Source organism: Pseudomonas sp. UYIF39 (assembly GCF_029963765.1).
Classification (GTDB): Bacteria; Pseudomonadota; Gammaproteobacteria; order Pseudomonadales; family Pseudomonadaceae; genus Aquipseudomonas.
Genome location: NZ_JALBYU010000005.1, coordinates 47,866 through 64,972, shown reverse-complemented (window position 1 = coordinate 64,972; position 17,107 = coordinate 47,866). Strand labels below are relative to the sequence as shown.

Here is a 17,107-nt window from a genome sequence, read left to right as displayed (position 1 = left end):
ACATGACCCAAGCACTCATCGAACTGTCCGACCTGGGCTTCAGTTGGCCCGGGCATCCGCCGCTGCTGGATATCCCGGCGTTTCGCCTGGAACCCGGCGAAACCCTGTTCCTCAAAGGCCCCAGCGGCAGCGGCAAGACCACCCTGCTCGGCCTGCTCGGCGGTGTGCAGAAGCCTGATCGCGGCAGCATCCGATTGCTGGGCCAGGAGCTGACCGAACTCTCGGCCGGTGCTCGTGACCGCTTCCGGGTCGATCACACCGGCTACATCTTCCAGCAGTTCAACTTGCTGCCGTTTCTCTCGGTGCGCGAGAACGTTGAGTTGCCCTGCCACTTCTCCAAAGTGCGCGCTCAACGGGCGATCCAGCGCCACGGTAGCGTCGTTCAGGCGGCGGCCACCCTCCTCGCCCACTTGGGTCTGAAGGATCAAAACCTGCTCAGCCGCCGCGCCGATTCGCTGTCCATCGGCCAGCAACAACGGGTAGCCGCTGCGCGTGCATTGATCGGTCAGCCTGAATTGGTGATCGCCGACGAACCAACCTCGGCTCTGGATTACGACGCCCGCGAGAACTTCATTCGCTTGCTGTTCGCCGAATGCCGCGAAGCCGGATCGAGCCTGCTGTTCGTCAGCCATGACCAGAGCCTGGCGCCGCTGTTCGATCGCCACCTGTCGCTGGCCGATCTCAATCGCGCCGCCACCCCGTTCGAGGTCTGAGATGTATTTGTTTCGTCTAGCCCTGGCCAGCCTGGCTAACCGCCGCTTCACCGCGATCCTCACCGCGTTCGCCATTGCCCTGTCGGTCTGCCTGCTGTTGGCCGTGGAACGGGTGCGCACCGAAGCCAAGGCCAGTTTCGCCAGCACCATCAGCGGCACCGACCTGATCGTCGGCGCGCGCTCCGGTTCAGTGAACCTGTTGCTGTACTCGGTGTTCCGCATCGGCAACGCCACCAATAACATCCGTTGGGACAGCTTCGAGCACTTCGCCAACAACCCGAAAGTGAAGTGGGCGATCCCGATGTCCCTCGGCGATTCGCATCGAGGTTACCGGGTGATGGGCACTACCGAGGCGTACTTCGAACACTATCAGTACGGTCATCAGCAACACCTGGAACTGGCCGACGGCCGCGCCTTTGCTACTGACCCGTTCGAAGTGGTGCTCGGTGCCGAAGTGGCCGATGCGCTGCACTACAAACTCGGTGACAAACTGGTGCTGGCCCACGGCGTGGCGGTGATCAGCCTGGTCAAGCACGACGACAAGCCGTTCACCGTGGTCGGCATTCTCAAACGCACCGGCACCCCGGTGGACCGCACGTTGCACATCAGCCTCGGTGGGATGGAAGCGATTCACATCGACTGGCACAACGGCGTACCGGCGCGTGGCAACGGTCGGATCAGTGCCGATCAGGCACGCAACATGGACCTAACGCCGCAAGCGATCACCGCGTTCATGCTCGGCCTCAACAGCAAGATTTCGACCTTCGCACTGCAGCGCGAGATCAATGAATTCCTGGGTGAGCCGATGCTGGCGATCCTGCCGGGCGTGGCGTTGCAAGAGCTGTGGAGTTTGATGAGTACCGCGGAAAAAGCCTTGTTCGTGGTCTCGCTGTTCGTGGTGCTGACCGGGCTGATCGGCATGCTCACGGCAATCCTTACCAGCCTCAACGAACGCCGTCGGGAGATGGCGATTCTGCGTTCGGTAGGGGCTCGGCCGTGGCACATCGCGACATTGCTGGTGCTGGAGGCGTTTGCCTTGGCGCTGTCGGGCGTGATTGCCGGGGTGGGTCTTTTATATGTGGGCATCGCCTTGGCCCAAGGTTATGTGCAGGCCAATTACGGCTTGTACCTGCCGCTGGCATGGCCGAGCGAATATGAGTGGACGCTGCTCGGTGGCATCCTGATCGCCGCGTTGCTGATGGGCAGCGTGCCGGCCTGGCGTGCGTATCGCCAATCCTTGGCCGATGGCCTGTCGATCCGTTTATGAGGACGTTGAACATGCCCCGCGCTGTGCTTGCGCTGTTGATGCTGGTCGCCTTGCCCCTGTGGGCGGCTGAACCGAAAGACCTGACCTGGTCGCAAATGATCCCGCCGGACGCCGCGCCTGAAGTACCGAACATGACGCCGCTGCACGACCTGTCGCAGATGGGCAACGCGTTGGCCGCCGAATCGGCGCCCGCGGCCAAGCAAGACATGCCCAATGCGCCGGTGGTGAAAAGTCTCGACGGTCAGCACATTCGGCTGCCGGGCTACATCGTGCCACTGGAAGTGAGTGAAGAAGGTCGCACCACCGAGTTTCTGCTGGTGCCATATTTCGGCGCCTGCATCCACGTGCCGCCACCGCCGTCGAACCAGATCGTGCACGTCAAAAGCGAGGTGGGTGTGAAGCTCGACGAGTTGTATCAGCCGTACTGGATCGAAGGGGCATTGCAGGTCAAGGCATCCAGCAGCGAATTGGCCGACGCCGGGTATCAGATGGAGGCGGACAAGATTTATGTGTATGAATTGCCGGAGTGAATCCGGTCACTTTTCTTACCGTTGCGATCTTTTGGGGCCATCACTGTTTCATTGAGCTGAGTCAAAAGGCCGTATCAGACGGCTCCGTACCATTGGACATCGAATATTTTTAACGTCCTTTGGAGCTCTCCATGCACAAGTCTTTGCTCAGCGCTTCGCTGTTTGCCCTCGCGCTCGCAGCACCGCTAGCCTACGCCCACGAAGCCGGCGATATCATCGTTCGTGCCGGTGCAATCACCGTCAACCCGAAAGCCGACAGCTCCAGCGTCAAGGTTGATCAAGGCCCGCTGAAGGGTGCCGATCTGGGTGGCAAGGCCACCATGAGCAGCGACACGCAACTGGGTCTGAACTTCGCTTACATGCTCAACAGCCACTGGGGGATCGAGCTGCTGGCGGCCTCGCCGTTCGAGCATGACGTGAAGATCAAAGGCACCGCCCTGGGCGCGGCCAACGGCAAACTCGGCTCCCTGAAACACCTGCCGCCGACCTTGAGCGTTGTGTACTACCCACTGGACGCGAAGTCCGCATTCCAGCCGTATGTCGGTGCCGGTATCAACTACACCTGGATCTACGACGAGCACGTCGGGAGCGAAGCCAGCGCCAACGGCTTCAGCAATTTCAAGGCAGATAACTCCTGGGGCATGGCGTTCCAGGTCGGCGCCGATTACATGCTGACCGACAACATCATGATCAACGCCCAAGCGCGCTACATCGACATCGACACCACCGCGACGGTGCAAAATAACGCAGTGGCACAGGGCACTCGCGCCAAGGTCGATGTGGACGTAGACCCGTTCATCTACATGGTTGGCCTGGGTTACAAGTTCTAAAATTGCCACACAAAAAAAGGCGCCTCGACAGGCGCCTTTTTCATGACTGCAGAAACCTCAGCGCCCCAACAACCGCGCCAGGCCGACACGCATCGGTGTCTGCTCCGGGTAGGTAAAGCGCTCCAGCAAACGCTGATTGTTCGCTCGCGAGTGGCGGATGTCACCGGAGCGCGCCGGGCCATAGCTTATCGGCGGCAATTGACCGACCACCGTTTCAAGGGCTTCAAGCATTTGCTTGAGGGTCGTGGCCTGGTTCCAGCCGACATTGACCGCACCGACTTCGACCTGCGGTTTCTCGATGGCTTGCACCAGCAAGTCGACCAGGTCTTCGACGTAGACGAAATCGCGAGTCTGCTCACCGTCACCGAACACCGTGATCGGCAGGCCCTTCTGCGCGCGCTCGCTGAAAATGCTGATCACCCCGGAGTACGGCGAGGACGGATCCTGGCGCGGGCCGAAGATGTTGAAGAAGCGGAACACTACCGGCTCCAGAGCATGCTGGCGACGGTAAAAATCGAAGTAATGTTCGCTCGCCAATTTGTCCGACGCGTAGGGCGTCAACGGTGCCTTGGGCGTGTCTTCGTCGATCGACTCGCCTTCGCCATTGTTGCCGTAGACCGCTGCACTGGACGCATACAGCACCCGTTTGACGCCGGTCTGGCGCATGGCTTCGCAGACATTCAGCGAGCCAATGAAATTGCTCTGGTGAGTCTTCACAGGATCATCAACCGACGCCTGCACCGACGCCACCGCGGCCAAGTGCGCCACAGCGCTGCAACCGACCATCGCTCGCGCTACCAGCGCGGCATCGGCGACATCACCCACGATCAGTTCGACACCTGGATTGTCCAGCGGCAAGTTGCTGCGTTTGCCGGTGGAGAGGTCATCGAGAATGCGCACCGAATGGCCCTTGGCGAGTAAGGCATCGGTGAGGTGCGAGCCGATGAAACCGGCGCCGCCGGTGATTAAAACAGGGCCGTCAGCCATGGCGATAAAACCTATCCAGTAAGCCCGGGAGTGCCGCACGCCAGGCGCGGGGCTTGATCCCGAATGTGTGCAGAATTTTCTTGCAGGCCAGCACCGCGTGTTGCGGTTCTTCGGCGGCATCGGGCCGGGCGGCGTGAGCCTGGGCGGTCGGCGCTTCGATGGCCAGCGGGTGCAGCGCGCGTGCTTCGGTGAGGATCGCCTGCCCAAGTGCCAGCGGCGTGGTCGCCTCATGCCCGGCGTAATGGTAGGTGCCCCACAGAGGCGCCGAGCAATCGAGTTGCTTGAGGACCGAGATAATCACCCGCGCAGCGTCATCCACCGGCGTCGGATTGCCCCGACGGTCATCAGCCATCAGCAATTCTTCAGGCAATTCGGCGCGACCGAGGAAACGCCCGAGGGTGCCGTCGGGGCTGTCATCCAGCAGCCAGCCAAAGCGCAGCAACACGTGTTGCGGGCAAGTGGCGCGAACGCTTTGTTCGATCCGCCACAAAGCCTGACCGCGCAGGCCCAAGGGCACCGGTTCGTCTTTTTCGCTGTAGGCCGTCGCCCGGGAGCCATCGAACACGCGATAGCTCGACGGTTGCAGCAGCACGATGTTGTGATGCTGGCACAGTTCGGCCAGACGCTCGATCGCCCGTTCCTGCCCGGCCAGACGTTGTTCGCTGACCGTCTCCGCCTGAAACCAGTCGAAGTAATAGGCGAGGTTGATCAACGCGTCTGGACGGGTGTCGTCGAGCAGTTGCGTCAGGCTCGCGGCGTCCCAGCCGTCTTGCGGTGGGCGGGGGGCGAGGAAGCCGATGTCTTCCTCCGCACCGAGGCGAATCAGCGCCTGCCCAAGGGCATTTCCGCCGCCCAGTAACATAAGGCGCATTCGCATAGAGTCAGCAGGACCAGTCTGATTGAAACAATGGCTTTATTGACACCGCTCGTGGGCGATGCCGTCGATAGTTGCCGGAATCGTTGCATTTTGCGGGTTTAGTGCGCAACCGTCATCCGTAAAGTGTAGATACCTAAGAACGGCGGCGCCTGCTCCGGTCCTATCGCGAGCAAGCTCGCTCCCACAAGGGATCTGCGGCGTACACAAATCCAAGTGGGAGCGAGCTTGCTCGCGATGGGGCCCTAAGCATCAACACAGATCCCCAGCGGTACTTGCATCTTCAGCCCCCCGCCCGCATAAATCAGGACATGAATCTGCCAATCCCCACGGACAGCGCCCTGGCAGGCTTCCACCCCGCCGTCAGCGCCTGGTTCAGCAGCACCTTCCCGACGGTCACCGCCGCCCAGGCCCGGGCGTGGCCGTTGATCCGCCAGCACCGTTCGACCCTGGTCGCCGCACCCACTGGCTCCGGCAAGACCCTCACCGCGTTCCTCGCGGTCATCGACGATCTGGTCCACCGCGCAATGGCCAACGGCGGTCATCTGCCGGATGAAACCCTGGTGGTCTACGTTTCGCCCCTTAAAGCCTTGTCCAACGACATCCAGATCAACCTGCAAGACCCGTTGGCCGGCATCACCGAGCAGTTACGCGCGATGGGCCTACCCGAACTGCAGATCAACACCGCCGTGCGCACCGGCGATACACCGCAAAAAGACCGCTCGGCGATGCGCAAGACCGCGCCGCATATCCTGGTGACCACCCCGGAATCCCTTTACGTGCTGCTCGGCTCCGACTCCGGCCGGCAAATGCTCAGCACTGCCCGCACGGTGATCGTCGACGAAATTCACGCGATCGCCGCCAGCAAGCGCGGCAGCCATCTGGCTCTGAGCCTCGAGCGACTGCAAGCGTTGTGCGTGCAACCGCTGATGCGAATCGGCCTGTCTGCCACGCAAAAACCCATCGAAGCCGTCTCGCAATTTCTGGTTGGCCGTGATCGCGCGTGCGAAATCATCGACATCGGCCACGCCCGCCCGCGGGATCTGGACATCGAAGTGCCGCCCGTGCCGTTGTCGGCGGTGATGGCCAACGACATCTGGGAACTGGTCTACGACCGCCTTGCCGTCCTCGCCCGCGAACACCGCACCACGCTGATTTTCGTCAACACTCGACGCCTCGCCGAACGCCTGAGCCGTCACTTGAGCGAACGCCTCGGCAAGGAGGCGGTGGCCGCCCACCACGGCAGTCTGGCCAAGGAGTTTCGTCTTGACGCCGAACAGCGGCTCAAGCGCGGTGAGCTGCAAGTATTGATTGCCACGGCGTCCCTGGAACTGGGGATCGATATCGGCGATGTCGACCTGGTCTGCCAAATTGCCTCGCCGCGTTCGATCGCTGGATTTCTGCAACGGGTCGGCCGCTCCGGGCACCAGGTCGGCGGCACACCCAAGGGCCGTTTGTTCGCCACCACCCGCGACGACCTGATCGAGTGCACCGCCCTGCTCGACTGTGTGCGGCGCGGCGAACTCGACACTTTGCAGATTCCGAAGGCACCGTTGGATGTACTCGCGCAACAAATCATCGCCGAGGTCAGCTGCCAGGAATGGCAGGAGCAGGCGCTGCTGGAGGTGTTCCGCAACGCCTCGCCCTACAGCGAACTCGACGAAAAACACTATCAAGCGCTGCTGCAGATGCTCGCCGAAGGCTACAACGGTCGCCTGGGCATCCGCAGCGCTTACTTGCACCGCGACGCCGTGACCCGCACCCTGCGCGGTCGCCGGGGCGCCAAACTGACCGCCGTGACCAGCGGCGGGACGATCCCCGACAACGCCGACTACAGCGTTTTACTCGAACCCCAAGGGCTGAACATCGGCAGCGTCAACGAAGACTTTGCAGTGGAAAGCATCGCCGGGGATGTCTTCCAATTGGGCAACACCTCCTACCGGATTCTGCGGGTCGAAACCGGCAAGGTCCGGGTCGAAGACGCTCAGGGTCAACCGCCGACCATTCCATTCTGGCTCGGCGAAGCGCCGGGGCGCAGTGCTGAACTGTCGTTTGCCGTGGCCCGCCTGCAAGCGCAACTCGATGAACTGCTCGGCGCCACACCCGGTCACTTGCAACCCGCGATCGACTGGTTGACCGACACCCTCGGTCTGAACCTGGCCAGTGCCGAACAATTGGTCGATTACCTGGCCCGTGCGCGCCTGACATTGAGCGCCCTGCCGTCACAAGACACGCTGCTGATGGAGCGCTTTTTCGACGAGTCCGGCGGCACGCAATTGATCATCCACACGCCGTTCGGTAGCCGCATCAACCGCGCCTGGGGCCTGGCCCTGCGCAAGCGCTTCTGCCGCACCTTCAACTTCGAATTGCAGGCCGCCGCCAGCGAAGACGCCATCGTTCTGTCGCTGTCCACCAGCCACAGTTTTGAACTCGATGATGTCTGGCGCTACCTGCACAGCAACAGTGCCGAGCACACTCTTATTCAAGCCGTGCTCGAGGCGCCGCTGTTCGGTGTGCGCTGGCGCTGGAATGCCGGGGTCGCTCTGGCGCTGCCGCGCTACAGTGGCGGCCGCAAAGTCCCGCCGCAGATCCAGCGGATGAAAAGCGAAGACCTGATCGCCAGCGTGTTTCCCGACCAGATTGCCTGTGTGGAAAACCTCGCCGGCGAACGGGAAATTCCCGACCATCCGCTGGTGGAACAAACCCTCGACGATTGCCTGCACGAAGCCATGGACAGCGAAGGCTGGCTGGCGTTGTTGCGGCGCATGGAGCGCGGTGACATCCGCCTGATCAGCCGCGACCTGCCGGCGCCCTCGCCGCTGGCAGCGGAAATTCTCAGTGCCCGACCCTACACTTTTCTCGACGATGCGCCGCTGGAAGAGCGCCGCACTCAAGCGGTACTCAACCGCCGCTGGAGCGATCCGCAATCCACCGACGACCTCGGTGCGCTTGATGCGGACGCGATTCAAGCCGTGCGCGAGGATGCCTGGCCAACGCCGACTGGCGTCGATGAGATGCATGAGGCGTTGATGAGCCTCGCGTGCATCAGTGACGTCGAGGCCCAGGCCTATCCAGACTGGCTCGACTGGCTGAATGCCCTGGCCGACAGCGGTCGCGCCAGCCGCTTGCAAGTCAATGCCGGGCAAGCGCTATGGTTGGCACTGGAGCGGCTGACTTACTTGCAGGCGATTTATCCACAGGCGATTTTGCAGCCACCGCTGGAGGCGTTGCCCGGGTTCGATGAAATCTGGACGGCGGACGAAGCGGTGCTGGAAGTGATTCGTGCGCGGCTCAGCGCGTTCGGTCCATTGCCGCTGAATGCGATTGCCGAACCGCTCGGATTGGCGGCGACTCAAGTCACCCAGGCGTTGGCGCAACTGGAACGCGAAGGCTATGTGCTGCGTGGCCAATTCACGCCCGGCACGGCGGAGGAAGAATGGTGCGAGCGGCATCTGCTGGCGCGGATTCACCGCTACACCGTCAAGCGTCTGCGGCGGGAAATCGAGCCCGTGGCGTTACAGGATTTCATGCGTTTCCTGTTCGACTGGCAGCATCTGTCTGGCGCGACCCAAGGCCAGGGCAGCGCAGTGTTGCCCGCGATTGTCGGTCAGTTCGAAGGCTACCCCGCCGCTGCTTCAGCCTGGGACAGCGATATTTTGCCGGCGCGGATCAAAGGCTATTCAGCGAGTTGGCTGGATGACCTGTGCCGCAGCGGCAAACTGGTGTGGACTCGTCTGACCGCGCGCAACAAGAGCGCCAGCACGGCGCTGCGCAGCACGCCGATTCTGCTGCTGCCGCGCAGTCAGGTCGGGTTGTGGAGCGGGTTGACCGAGCAGACGCCGGTCAGCGAACTCTCGCCCAAAACGCAAAAAGTCTACGAAGCACTGAGCCAACACGGCGCACTGTTTTTCGATGAGCTGACTCACGAAGCCCACCTGCTGCGCTCGGAACTGGAAATCGCTTTGCAGGAATTGGTCGGTGCCGGGTTGGTGAATGCCGACAGCTTCGCCGGTCTGCGAGCGCTGATCACCCCGGCCAGCAAGCGACAGAATCGCAGCAGCCGACGCGGGCGCGGAGCGTTTGTCGGCGGGATGGACGATGCCGGGCGCTGGGCCTTGCTGCGACGCGGCGCGCAGGCTCCGGTTGTGGATAACAAACGTCCGGCACCGACGCCGACCGACACCCTTGAACATATCGCCATGACCTTGCTCCGGCGCTACGGCGTGGTGTTCTGGCGCTTGCTGGAACGTGAAGCGGATTGGCTGCCGAGCTGGCGGGAATTGCTGCGCACTTTCCATCGGCTGGAAGCTCGAGGCGAAATTCGCGGCGGGCGGTTTGTCAGTGGCTTGGCCGGTGAACAGTTTGCATTGCCCGAGGCCATTCCATTACTGCGCGAGGTGCGGCGACGGCCGCATGACGGAAGTTTGATTGCCGTGTGCGGGGTTGATCCGCTGAACCTCGCCGGGACGCTTTTACCCGGGGCGAAGGTGCCGGCGTTAGCGAGTAATCGATTGGTGTATCGCGATGGATTACCCGCCGCCGCCGAGATCGCCGGCAAGCAGACTTTCTGGCTGGAGCTGGATCAGCAATCAACTGCCGAACTGCACAACAAACTCACCCGACACTGATGTTGTCGGCACCGGCCTCATCGCGAGCAATCGAGCGTCGACCGGCTGCTCCCACAGGTTTTTCTGTGAATATAAAACCGAAGAGCACCAGAGATCATTGTGGGAGCGAGCTTGGTCCGGGCGGCGTTCCGACGATGAGGCCATCAGCCCCAACACAAATCATTGAGTCCTCGGCTGATCCGGCAGGAACACCGATGAATGCTCCGATGCAAGCCCATCGCTTTGCGGCGGCTCAACAGTCTGTCTGGGCATCAAGACCTGCTGTGGATAAGTCTGCGCGAAATGCACCCACGGGCTGTTATCCACAAGCTTTTTCAAACGCTGGTTGAACGCCCGACTCACGGCGTATTGCCCACCCGACACGGTGCGGAACTGTGCCGTCAGCACCACGCCGTTGAGGTCCATCTTGTCGACGCCAAACACATCCAGCGGCCCTTGCAGGTTGTACTTGAGGAACGCATCGTCGCGGATGGAATCCCCGGCCTCGCGGATCAACTCGATTGCCTTGTCGACATCGGTGTCGTAAGTGAATTGCACCGAAAAGAACGCATAGGCGAATTGCCGCGATTGATTGGTCACGGCCTTGATCTGACCGAACGGCACCGAGTGCACAAACCCCTTGCCGTCGCGCAGGCGCAAGGTGCGGATCGTCAGGCCTTCGACAGTGCCGGCGTGGCCGGAGTCGAGTACCACCCAATCGCCAATCGACAACGTGTCTTCGATGATGATGAACAACCCGGTGATCACGTCCTGCACCAGCTGCTGGGAACCGAAACCGATGGCCAGCCCCACGACTCCGGCGCCGGCCAGAAAGGGTGCAACGTTGATCCCAAGGTTAGCCATGGTGGTGATAGCGCAGATCACCACCAAAATGATTTTGATCGCATTGCGCAACAGCGGCAGGATGGTTTTGGTTCGGGTACTGGGTTGGCGCGCCGAGCGTTTGTTAACGGGTGGTTTCAGGGCTTCCTGAATCGCCGTGTCCAACACCACCCAGCCCATCCAGGTCACCAGGAAAATCAAACCGATACGGCTCAGGGAATCGCTGATCGCCCGGCCGACCGAATTGCTCACCGCAAACTCAAACAGCGACACACCCCAGATGCGCCCCAGGACATCGATGAACACAATCGCCAGGGCGATGCGCAGCAACGCGTGCGAAAGGCTGAGAAAGCGTTCTTTGTAGGCACTGCTGCGGCGCACGGCCAACTCACTGCGCGACTTGAACAGGTGATGAAGCGACGTGCTGAGAAACACCATCGCAATCAGCAACACCGTGGTAAACAGCGCACAACGCAGTACTTTCTGGTTGTCATCTCCAATGCCGATCAGGTTGATCACCGACACCAGCACCATCAACAGAATCGGCCAGTACCAGAGCCCGGAAAAGACCCGCAGCATTTCACGCACGGCCGGCTGACTGAGGCGCTGGGCCAACGGCAAAATGCGGATCAAATGGGCGACCGGACGGCGCATCTTGATCACCAAAATGCCAAAGGTGACCGAGGCCGCCACCCCGGTGAACACTGCAACACTGCTGGTGAGATTGCCGCCGAGCAGGCGGGCGATCTGCGGGCTGGTCAAGGCGTCGCTCAGCGCCACGAGGAAACCCATCAAAAACAGCGGTCGTGGGCTGTATTGACGAATAATCTGCACCGCTCGGCGCTTGTGGCCGGCGTTGAACAGCACCACCAGCGACAACAGCAACGACGCGGCAAAAATGCCGCTGCTGGTGGCATAAGCGAAACACAACGCCAGCGCCCGACCGGCGGACACTTGCAGGAAGTGGCTGACATACAGCGTCAGGGGCAGGCTGATCAGCGCCGGAACCGTGTAGGGCAACACATAACCCAGTAATGCCTGACCGCGCTCGCGGGTGAGCAGCAGACGGTTCTGGCACAGACGTTTGGCGAGCAGCCCGCCAAGCAACCAGAGCAGCGCAAAAACGCCCATCCACACACCGGACAACAGCAGAAAATCCCCCGCCACGCTCCAGCTCGAACGGGCCGAAGGACGATTGACCAGCCGATCCACCTCAACCGCCGCCCGGTCTGCACGCAGACGCCAGGCGTCGAGCAAGTCCTCATTGAGATCGAGTTTGCTCTGGACGTCCTCAATGCTCGAACTGATGGCACCCAGCAGACCGCCCTGTACCAGCGGTTCGGGGTGGGCCAGTGGTGTCGTGGCCGGCACACCCGGCAGTGCGGCAGCCTCCAGCTCGTTGCTGCCCAGAATCAGCAATGCCCCCAGTAGTATCGCGGTCTTGAACTTGAACAAACGCGGCGCTCCTGCAAAAGGGTCTGTAAGGAACTGATCGGGGAATTGTAGGCAAGTTCGGTTTTGGCCGTTAGACAATGCGGCCATCACGCAATCCATGTAGCAGCTGGCGAAGCCTGCGTTCGACTGCGCAGCAGTCGTAATGTCAGACACTGCGGTGTGTCAGATTCACCGTGCACTCAGGGTTTACGACTGCTACGCAGTCGAACGCAGGCTTCGCCAGCTGCTACAAGGTCTGCGGTACGGCTGAAAAACTGTTAACCCTTTCGATATTTGATCTACACGCAAATATCAAATGCCTATCCCCCTATTTTTCCGCATAACCCAAACCCGGACACTGCGCTCCATCAATCAATCCACCGGAGTTGCAGCCATGCCCATTGCCTTGCTCGCGCTGACCCTCAGCGCCTTCGCCATCGGGACGACCGAGTTCGTCATCGTTGGCCTGTTACCTACCATCGGCGCCGACCTTGGCGTCAGCCTGCCGTCCGCCGGCCTGCTGGTCAGTCTGTACGCATTGGGCGTTGCCATTGGCGCCCCGGTGCTGACCGCCCTCACCGGCAAAGTCCCGCGCAAAATGCTGCTGTTGTCGCTGATGGTGTTGTTCACCCTCGGCAACCTGCTGGCCTGGAAAGCGCCGAGTTACGAGTCGCTGATCATTGCGCGGATTGTCACCGGCCTGGCCCACGGAGTGTTTTTCTCGATTGGCTCGACCATCGCCACCAGCCTGGTGCCGAAGGAAAAAGCCGCCAGCGCGATCGCCATCATGTTCACCGGCCTGACCGTGGCACTGGTCACCGGCGTGCCGTTGGGGACGTTCATTGGTCAGCATTTCGGCTGGCGTGAAACCTTCCTCGCGGTGTCTGCACTGGGTGTGATCGCGTTCATCGGCAGCCTGCTTTACGTGCCGAAAAACATTGCCCACAGCAAACCCGCCTCATTGTTGCAGCAATTGCAGGTACTCAAGCAACCGCGTTTGTTGCTGGTGTACGCCATGACCGCGGTCGGTTACGGCGGCTCGTTCATTGCGTTCACCTTTCTGGCCCCGATTCTTCAGGACATTTCCGGCTTCAGCGCCAGCACCGTCAGTCTGGTGTTGTTGGTTTATGGCATCTCGGTGGCCGTCGGTAACATCTGGGGCGGCAAACTGGCGGACAAACGCGGCCCGATCAGCGCCCTGAAAATCATCTTCGCCCTGCTCGCTGCCGTGTTGTTCGTACTGACCTTTACCGCCAGCAACCCATGGCTGGCCCTGGCCACCGTGTTGGTCTGGGGCGCGGTTGCGTTTGGCAACGTGCCGGGCCTGCAGGTTTACGTGGTGCGTCAGGCCGAACATCACACCCCGCATGCAGTGGACGTGGCATCGGGCCTGAACATCGCCGCGTTTAACCTCGGCACTGCCGGTGGTGCGTGGGGTGGTGGCTTGATCGTTGCGCACCTGGGCCTGATCCACACCGCATGGATTGGCGGTCTGGTGGTGTTGGTCGCATTGGCACTGACCGCGTGGAGCGGGCGTCTTGATCGGTTGGGCCCGGTGTATGCCGAACCTGCTGAAGGCTCACAACGTATCGTCGCCGGTCACTAAACCCTGTGGGAGCAAGCTTGCTCCCACATTTGATTTGCGTGGGTCTGTTGAGCATTAACCGTCCGTAGTCCCGTAGAAACTTTCTTGCCCTCCCCGCAGTCATCAAAAGACAGGGCAATCCGAGGACCATTAGACGGGAGGCGACATGGCGGCGATCCACATCGGTGTTTCAGGCTGGCGCTACACGCCCTGGCGGGGGGATTTCTACCGGAAGGGGCGGACCCACAACACCGAAGAGGCTGCCGTCCTCACCCGCCGCTTGCTGGAGCGCTTTCATCTGGATAAAGACCTCGCCACCCGGCCCGGTGAACTGGCCGCCGAAGGAGTGCTGTCATGAGCATTTCCGAACCGGTCGGCACCACCGACGAACAGCAACCCGTCATCACCTCCGTGCGCCGCTTCACCGTGCTGACGGTCAACACGCACAAGGGGTTCACCGCGCTCAACCGGCGTTTCATCCTGCCGGAATTGCGCGAAGCGGTGCGCAGCGTGTCCGCCGACGTGGTGTTTTTGCAGGAAGTCCACGGCACCCACGAGCATCACCCCCAGCGCTACAGCAATTGGCCGGCGATGCCGCAATACGAATTCCTCGCCGACACCCTGTGGCCGCAGTTCGCCTATGGGCGCAATGCGGTTTATCCGGCGGGCGATCACGGCAATGCGCTGCTGTCGAAATTCCAGATCATTCGCCACGACAACCTCGACGTCTCCATCAGCGGTCACGAGAACCGCGGCATCTTGCATTGCGTGATGCGCCTGCCCGGTGACGGCCAGGAAGTGCATGCCATTTGTGTGCATCTGGGTCTTCGCGAAACCCACCGGACAGAACAACTCAAATTGCTGGCCCAACGTCTCGAAGAACTGCCCAGCGATGCCCCAGTGATCGTTGCCGGAGACTTCAACGACTGGCGCCAGCGTGCCGACGCACTGCTCAAACCCTGCGGTCTGCGGGAGGTTTTCGCCGAACTCCACGGCAAACCGGCGCGCAGTTTTCCAGCGCGCTTGCCGGCGTTGCGCCTTGATCGCATCTACGTGCGCAACCTCAAGGCCAGTCATCCGCAAGTGCTGGCCGCACGGCCCTGGTCACACCTTTCCGACCATGCACCGCTATCGGTGGAGATCGAGCTATGAGCAGCCCGTCGATGGATAAAGCCGATGTGGAGCACTTATCCACAACCCCGCCGATCCGTGAACCGGGCGTGGTCGACGTCGAATATGGCTGGCAAGGCAACAACCGCTTAGAGCTGCTGGAAAACGGCGAAGCGTATTTCCCTCGGGTGTTCGAGGCCATGCGGCAGGCAAAGACTGAAATCCTGCTGGAAACCTTCATTGTGTTTGAGGACAAGGTCGGTGATGAGCTGCAGGAAGTCCTGATCGCCGCCGCTCAACGCGGTGTGCGGATCACCGCCAGTTTCGATGGCTTTGGCTGCGGCGAACTGAGTACGGGATACCTCACTGCCCTGAGCGAGGCCGGCGTGCGCATCCAGATTTTTGACCCGGCGCCTAAACATCTGGGCATCCGCACCAACTGGTTCCGCCGCCTGCACCGCAAGATCGTGGTGGTCGATGGCACGATTGCGTTCATCGGTGGCATCAACTTTTCTGCCGACCATCTGGCTGACTTCGGCCCTGAGGCCAAGCAGGACTATTCCGTTGAAGTGCAAGGCCCGGCGGTGGCCGACATCCATCACTTCGCCTTGCTGCAATGCGGCCGCCCGGCTCGCGCCAAATACTGGTGGCAACGACGCAGGCAACGGCGCTCGGAGCTGGCGTTCACCGATCATGACGGCCAGGTTCGCCTGGTGTACCGCGACAACGGCGAGCATCCGACCGACATCGAAGAGGTTTACCGACAGGTGCTGCGCAGTGCCCAGCGCCGAGTGGTGATCGCCAATGCCTACTTCTTTCCGGGCTATCGCCTGCTGCGCGAGATCCGCAACGCGGCGCGTCGTGGCGTCGATGTGCGGCTGATCCTGCAAGGTCAGCCCGATATGCTGGCGGCCAAACTCGCCGCGCGCATGACCTATGACTATCTGCTCAAATCCGGCGTGCAGATTTACGAATATTGCGACCGTCCGCTGCACGGCAAAGTCGCGCTGGTGGATGAGGATTGGTGCACGGTCGGTTCGAGCAACCTCGACCCATTGAGTCTGTCCTTGAACCTGGAAGCCAATGTGTTGATCCGCGATCGCGCCTTTAACCGCGACCTGTTTGAGCGCCTCGAAGACTTGAGTAACCACCACTGCAAGGCCATGTGCGCAGACAAGGCCCCGCGCGGGCGGGTCTGGCACATGACCGTCGGTTTTCTGGTGTTTCACTTTCTGCGGCACTTCCCCGCCTGGGCAGGTTGGTTGCCGGCGCATAAACCGCGCCTGAAACCTTTTACCCATTCCGCCGGGAGTGACACCTGATGAGCCACTCTGATACACAACCGGCGACCCACACCGACAGCCCGAGCAAATCCCGCTGGAGTCGCTGGAAACGGCCGTTGACGATGCTGTTTTTCCTGGCGCTGATCGTGCTGTTCACGATGCTTGCACAGCGCATCGAATGGGATGAAGTGTTCAACAACCTCGCAGATTTCAAGGTGCGCACGCTGATCATCGCATCCGGTCTGACCGTGGTGAGTTTTCTGGTGTACGCCTGTTTCGATCTGATCGGCCGTACCTACATTCGCCAGGACCTGACGTGGAAGCAGATCCTGCCGGTGGGGATTATCAGCTATGCCTTCAACCTCAACCTGAGCGCTTGGGTCGGCGGCATTGCCATGCGTTATCGGCTGTATTCGCGACTCGGGGTGAGCAAGGGCAACATCGCGAAAATTCTCGGGTTGAGCCTCGCGACAAACTGGTTCGGTTACATGGTGATTGCCGGTGCAGTGTTCAGCAGCGGATTGGTGCGAATGCCGCCAGGCTGGACGCTGAGCAGCGGCGCCTTGCAAGGTGTGGGTGTGTTGTTGCTGCTGGTGAGTGCGGGGTATCTGGCAGCGTGTCAGTTTTCCAAGCGACGGGAGTGGGCGATACGCGGGGTGGAAATCAACCTGCCGTCCCTGCGCATGGCGGTTCTGCAACTGGCCCTCGGGGCGCTGAATTGGTCGCTGATGGCGGCGGTGATTTTCACCTTGCTGCCGAGCAAGCTGGATTACCCGCTGGTGCTCGGGGTGTTGCTGATCAGCGCGATTGCCGGGGTCATTACGCACATCCCTGCCGGGCTCGGCGTGCTTGAAGCGGTGTTCGTGGCACTGCTGCAACATGAAGCGTCCCGAGGGAGCCTGGTGGCCGGATTGCTGGCCTATCGGGCGATCTACTTCATCCTGCCGCTACTGATTACCCTGGTGATGTACCTGATCGTGGAAGCCAAGGCCAAGTCGTTGCGGATCGCGAAAAATCCTCGGGATTAGAAGCAAGATCAAAAGA

At 61.2% G+C, this 17,107-nt stretch carries 13 protein-coding genes; 10 read left to right on the top strand and 3 right to left on the bottom strand.

Going from position 1 to position 17,107, the window contains the following annotated elements; all coding sequences use genetic code 11:
- Positions 1-2 precede the first annotated feature (2 nt).
- The 4 genes from MO767_RS08450 to MO767_RS08435 all read left to right on the top strand — a co-directional run bounded on the left by MO767_RS08450 (position 3) and on the right by MO767_RS08435 (position 3,340).
- A complete protein-coding gene (locus MO767_RS08450) occupies positions 3-713 on the top strand; it encodes an ABC transporter ATP-binding protein (protein WP_282480125.1) in 711 nt (236 codons plus the stop codon).
- A gap of 1 nt (position 714) precedes the next feature.
- Positions 715-1,980: an ABC transporter permease gene (locus tag MO767_RS08445; RefSeq protein ID WP_282480124.1), complete on the top strand. Its 1,266-nt coding sequence runs from the start codon at positions 715-717 to the stop codon at positions 1,978-1,980.
- An 11-nt stretch (positions 1,981-1,991) separates the two neighbouring features.
- Positions 1,992-2,510 carry a DUF3299 domain-containing protein gene (locus MO767_RS08440; protein ID WP_282480123.1) on the top strand — a complete coding sequence of 173 codons (519 nt, stop codon included), beginning with the start codon at positions 1,992-1,994 and terminating at the stop codon, positions 2,508-2,510.
- Positions 2,511-2,641: 131 nt separating this feature from the next.
- Entirely contained in the window at positions 2,642-3,340 is a 699-nt protein-coding gene (locus MO767_RS08435; RefSeq protein ID WP_282480122.1) for an OmpW family outer membrane protein, read from the top strand.
- A 57-nt stretch (positions 3,341-3,397) separates the two neighbouring features.
- On the opposite strand, the gene MO767_RS08430 is transcribed toward MO767_RS08435, so the two are convergent.
- Complete coding sequence (locus MO767_RS08430) at positions 3,398-4,327, bottom strand: NAD-dependent epimerase/dehydratase family protein (RefSeq protein WP_282480121.1); 930 nt, start codon at positions 4,325-4,327, stop codon at positions 3,398-3,400.
- Positions 4,320-5,204, bottom strand: a complete 885-nt coding sequence (locus MO767_RS08425) for a sugar nucleotide-binding protein (protein ID WP_046047341.1) — start codon at positions 5,202-5,204, stop codon at positions 4,320-4,322. The genes MO767_RS08430 and MO767_RS08425 overlap by 8 nt, the downstream gene beginning before the upstream one ends.
- Before the next feature lie 308 nt (positions 5,205-5,512).
- On the opposite strand from MO767_RS08425, the gene MO767_RS08420 reads away from it, so the two are divergent.
- Positions 5,513-9,829 carry a DEAD/DEAH box helicase gene (locus tag MO767_RS08420; protein WP_282480120.1) on the top strand — a complete coding sequence of 1,439 codons (4,317 nt, stop codon included), beginning with the start codon at positions 5,513-5,515 and terminating at the stop codon, positions 9,827-9,829.
- A gap of 159 nt (positions 9,830-9,988) precedes the next feature.
- Here the strand turns inward: MO767_RS08420 and MO767_RS08415 are convergent, their stop codons facing one another.
- Positions 9,989-12,106: a mechanosensitive ion channel domain-containing protein gene (locus MO767_RS08415; RefSeq protein ID WP_282480119.1), complete on the bottom strand. Its 2,118-nt coding sequence runs from the start codon at positions 12,104-12,106 to the stop codon at positions 9,989-9,991.
- A 373-nt stretch (positions 12,107-12,479) separates the two neighbouring features.
- Here MO767_RS08415 and MO767_RS08410 point away from each other — a divergent pair, with 373 nt between their 5' ends.
- The 5 genes from MO767_RS08410 to MO767_RS08390 all read left to right on the top strand — a co-directional run bounded on the left by MO767_RS08410 (position 12,480) and on the right by MO767_RS08390 (position 17,091).
- Complete coding sequence (locus MO767_RS08410; RefSeq protein WP_282480118.1) at positions 12,480-13,691, top strand: MFS transporter; 1,212 nt, start codon at positions 12,480-12,482, stop codon at positions 13,689-13,691.
- Positions 13,692-13,836: 145 nt separating this feature from the next.
- Positions 13,837-14,028 carry a hypothetical protein gene (locus MO767_RS08405; RefSeq protein WP_282480307.1) on the top strand — a complete coding sequence of 64 codons (192 nt, stop codon included), beginning with the start codon at positions 13,837-13,839 and terminating at the stop codon, positions 14,026-14,028.
- A complete protein-coding gene (locus MO767_RS08400) occupies positions 14,025-14,822 on the top strand; it encodes an endonuclease/exonuclease/phosphatase family protein (RefSeq protein WP_282480117.1) in 798 nt (265 codons plus the stop codon). The genes MO767_RS08405 and MO767_RS08400 overlap by 4 nt, the downstream gene beginning before the upstream one ends.
- Positions 14,819-16,102, top strand: coding sequence for a cardiolipin synthase ClsB (gene clsB / locus MO767_RS08395; RefSeq protein ID WP_282480116.1), 1,284 nt, complete (start codon positions 14,819-14,821; stop codon positions 16,100-16,102). Before MO767_RS08400 ends, clsB begins: the two co-directional genes overlap by 4 nt.
- A complete protein-coding gene (locus tag MO767_RS08390; RefSeq protein ID WP_282480115.1) occupies positions 16,102-17,091 on the top strand; it encodes a lysylphosphatidylglycerol synthase domain-containing protein in 990 nt (329 codons plus the stop codon). The genes clsB and MO767_RS08390 overlap by 1 nt, the downstream gene beginning before the upstream one ends.
- The last annotated feature ends 16 nt before the right edge of the window (positions 17,092-17,107 follow it).

Excerpts from the sequence above, each read along its gene's own strand:
- MO767_RS08450 (WP_282480125.1), top strand. The coding sequence starts at position 3 with ATGACCCAAGCACTCATCGAACTGTCCGACCTGGGCTTCAGTTGGCCC.
- MO767_RS08410 (WP_282480118.1), top strand. The coding sequence starts at position 12,480 with ATGCCCATTGCCTTGCTCGCGCTGACCCTCAGCGCCTTCGCCATCGGG.
- MO767_RS08420 (WP_282480120.1), top strand. The coding sequence starts at position 5,513 with ATGAATCTGCCAATCCCCACGGACAGCGCCCTGGCAGGCTTCCACCCC.
- MO767_RS08405 (WP_282480307.1), top strand. The coding sequence starts at position 13,837 with ATGGCGGCGATCCACATCGGTGTTTCAGGCTGGCGCTACACGCCCTGG.
- MO767_RS08440 (WP_282480123.1), top strand. The coding sequence starts at position 1,992 with ATGCCCCGCGCTGTGCTTGCGCTGTTGATGCTGGTCGCCTTGCCCCTG.
- MO767_RS08435 (WP_282480122.1), top strand. The coding sequence starts at position 2,642 with ATGCACAAGTCTTTGCTCAGCGCTTCGCTGTTTGCCCTCGCGCTCGCA.
- MO767_RS08400 (WP_282480117.1), top strand. The coding sequence starts at position 14,025 with ATGAGCATTTCCGAACCGGTCGGCACCACCGACGAACAGCAACCCGTC.
- MO767_RS08445 (WP_282480124.1), top strand. The coding sequence starts at position 715 with ATGTATTTGTTTCGTCTAGCCCTGGCCAGCCTGGCTAACCGCCGCTTC.
- MO767_RS08425 (WP_046047341.1), bottom strand. The coding sequence starts at position 5,204 with ATGCGAATGCGCCTTATGTTACTGGGCGGCGGAAATGCCCTTGGGCAG.
- MO767_RS08390 (WP_282480115.1), top strand. The coding sequence starts at position 16,102 with ATGAGCCACTCTGATACACAACCGGCGACCCACACCGACAGCCCGAGC.
- clsB (WP_282480116.1), top strand. The coding sequence starts at position 14,819 with ATGAGCAGCCCGTCGATGGATAAAGCCGATGTGGAGCACTTATCCACA.
- MO767_RS08430 (WP_282480121.1), bottom strand. The coding sequence starts at position 4,327 with ATGGCTGACGGCCCTGTTTTAATCACCGGCGGCGCCGGTTTCATCGGC.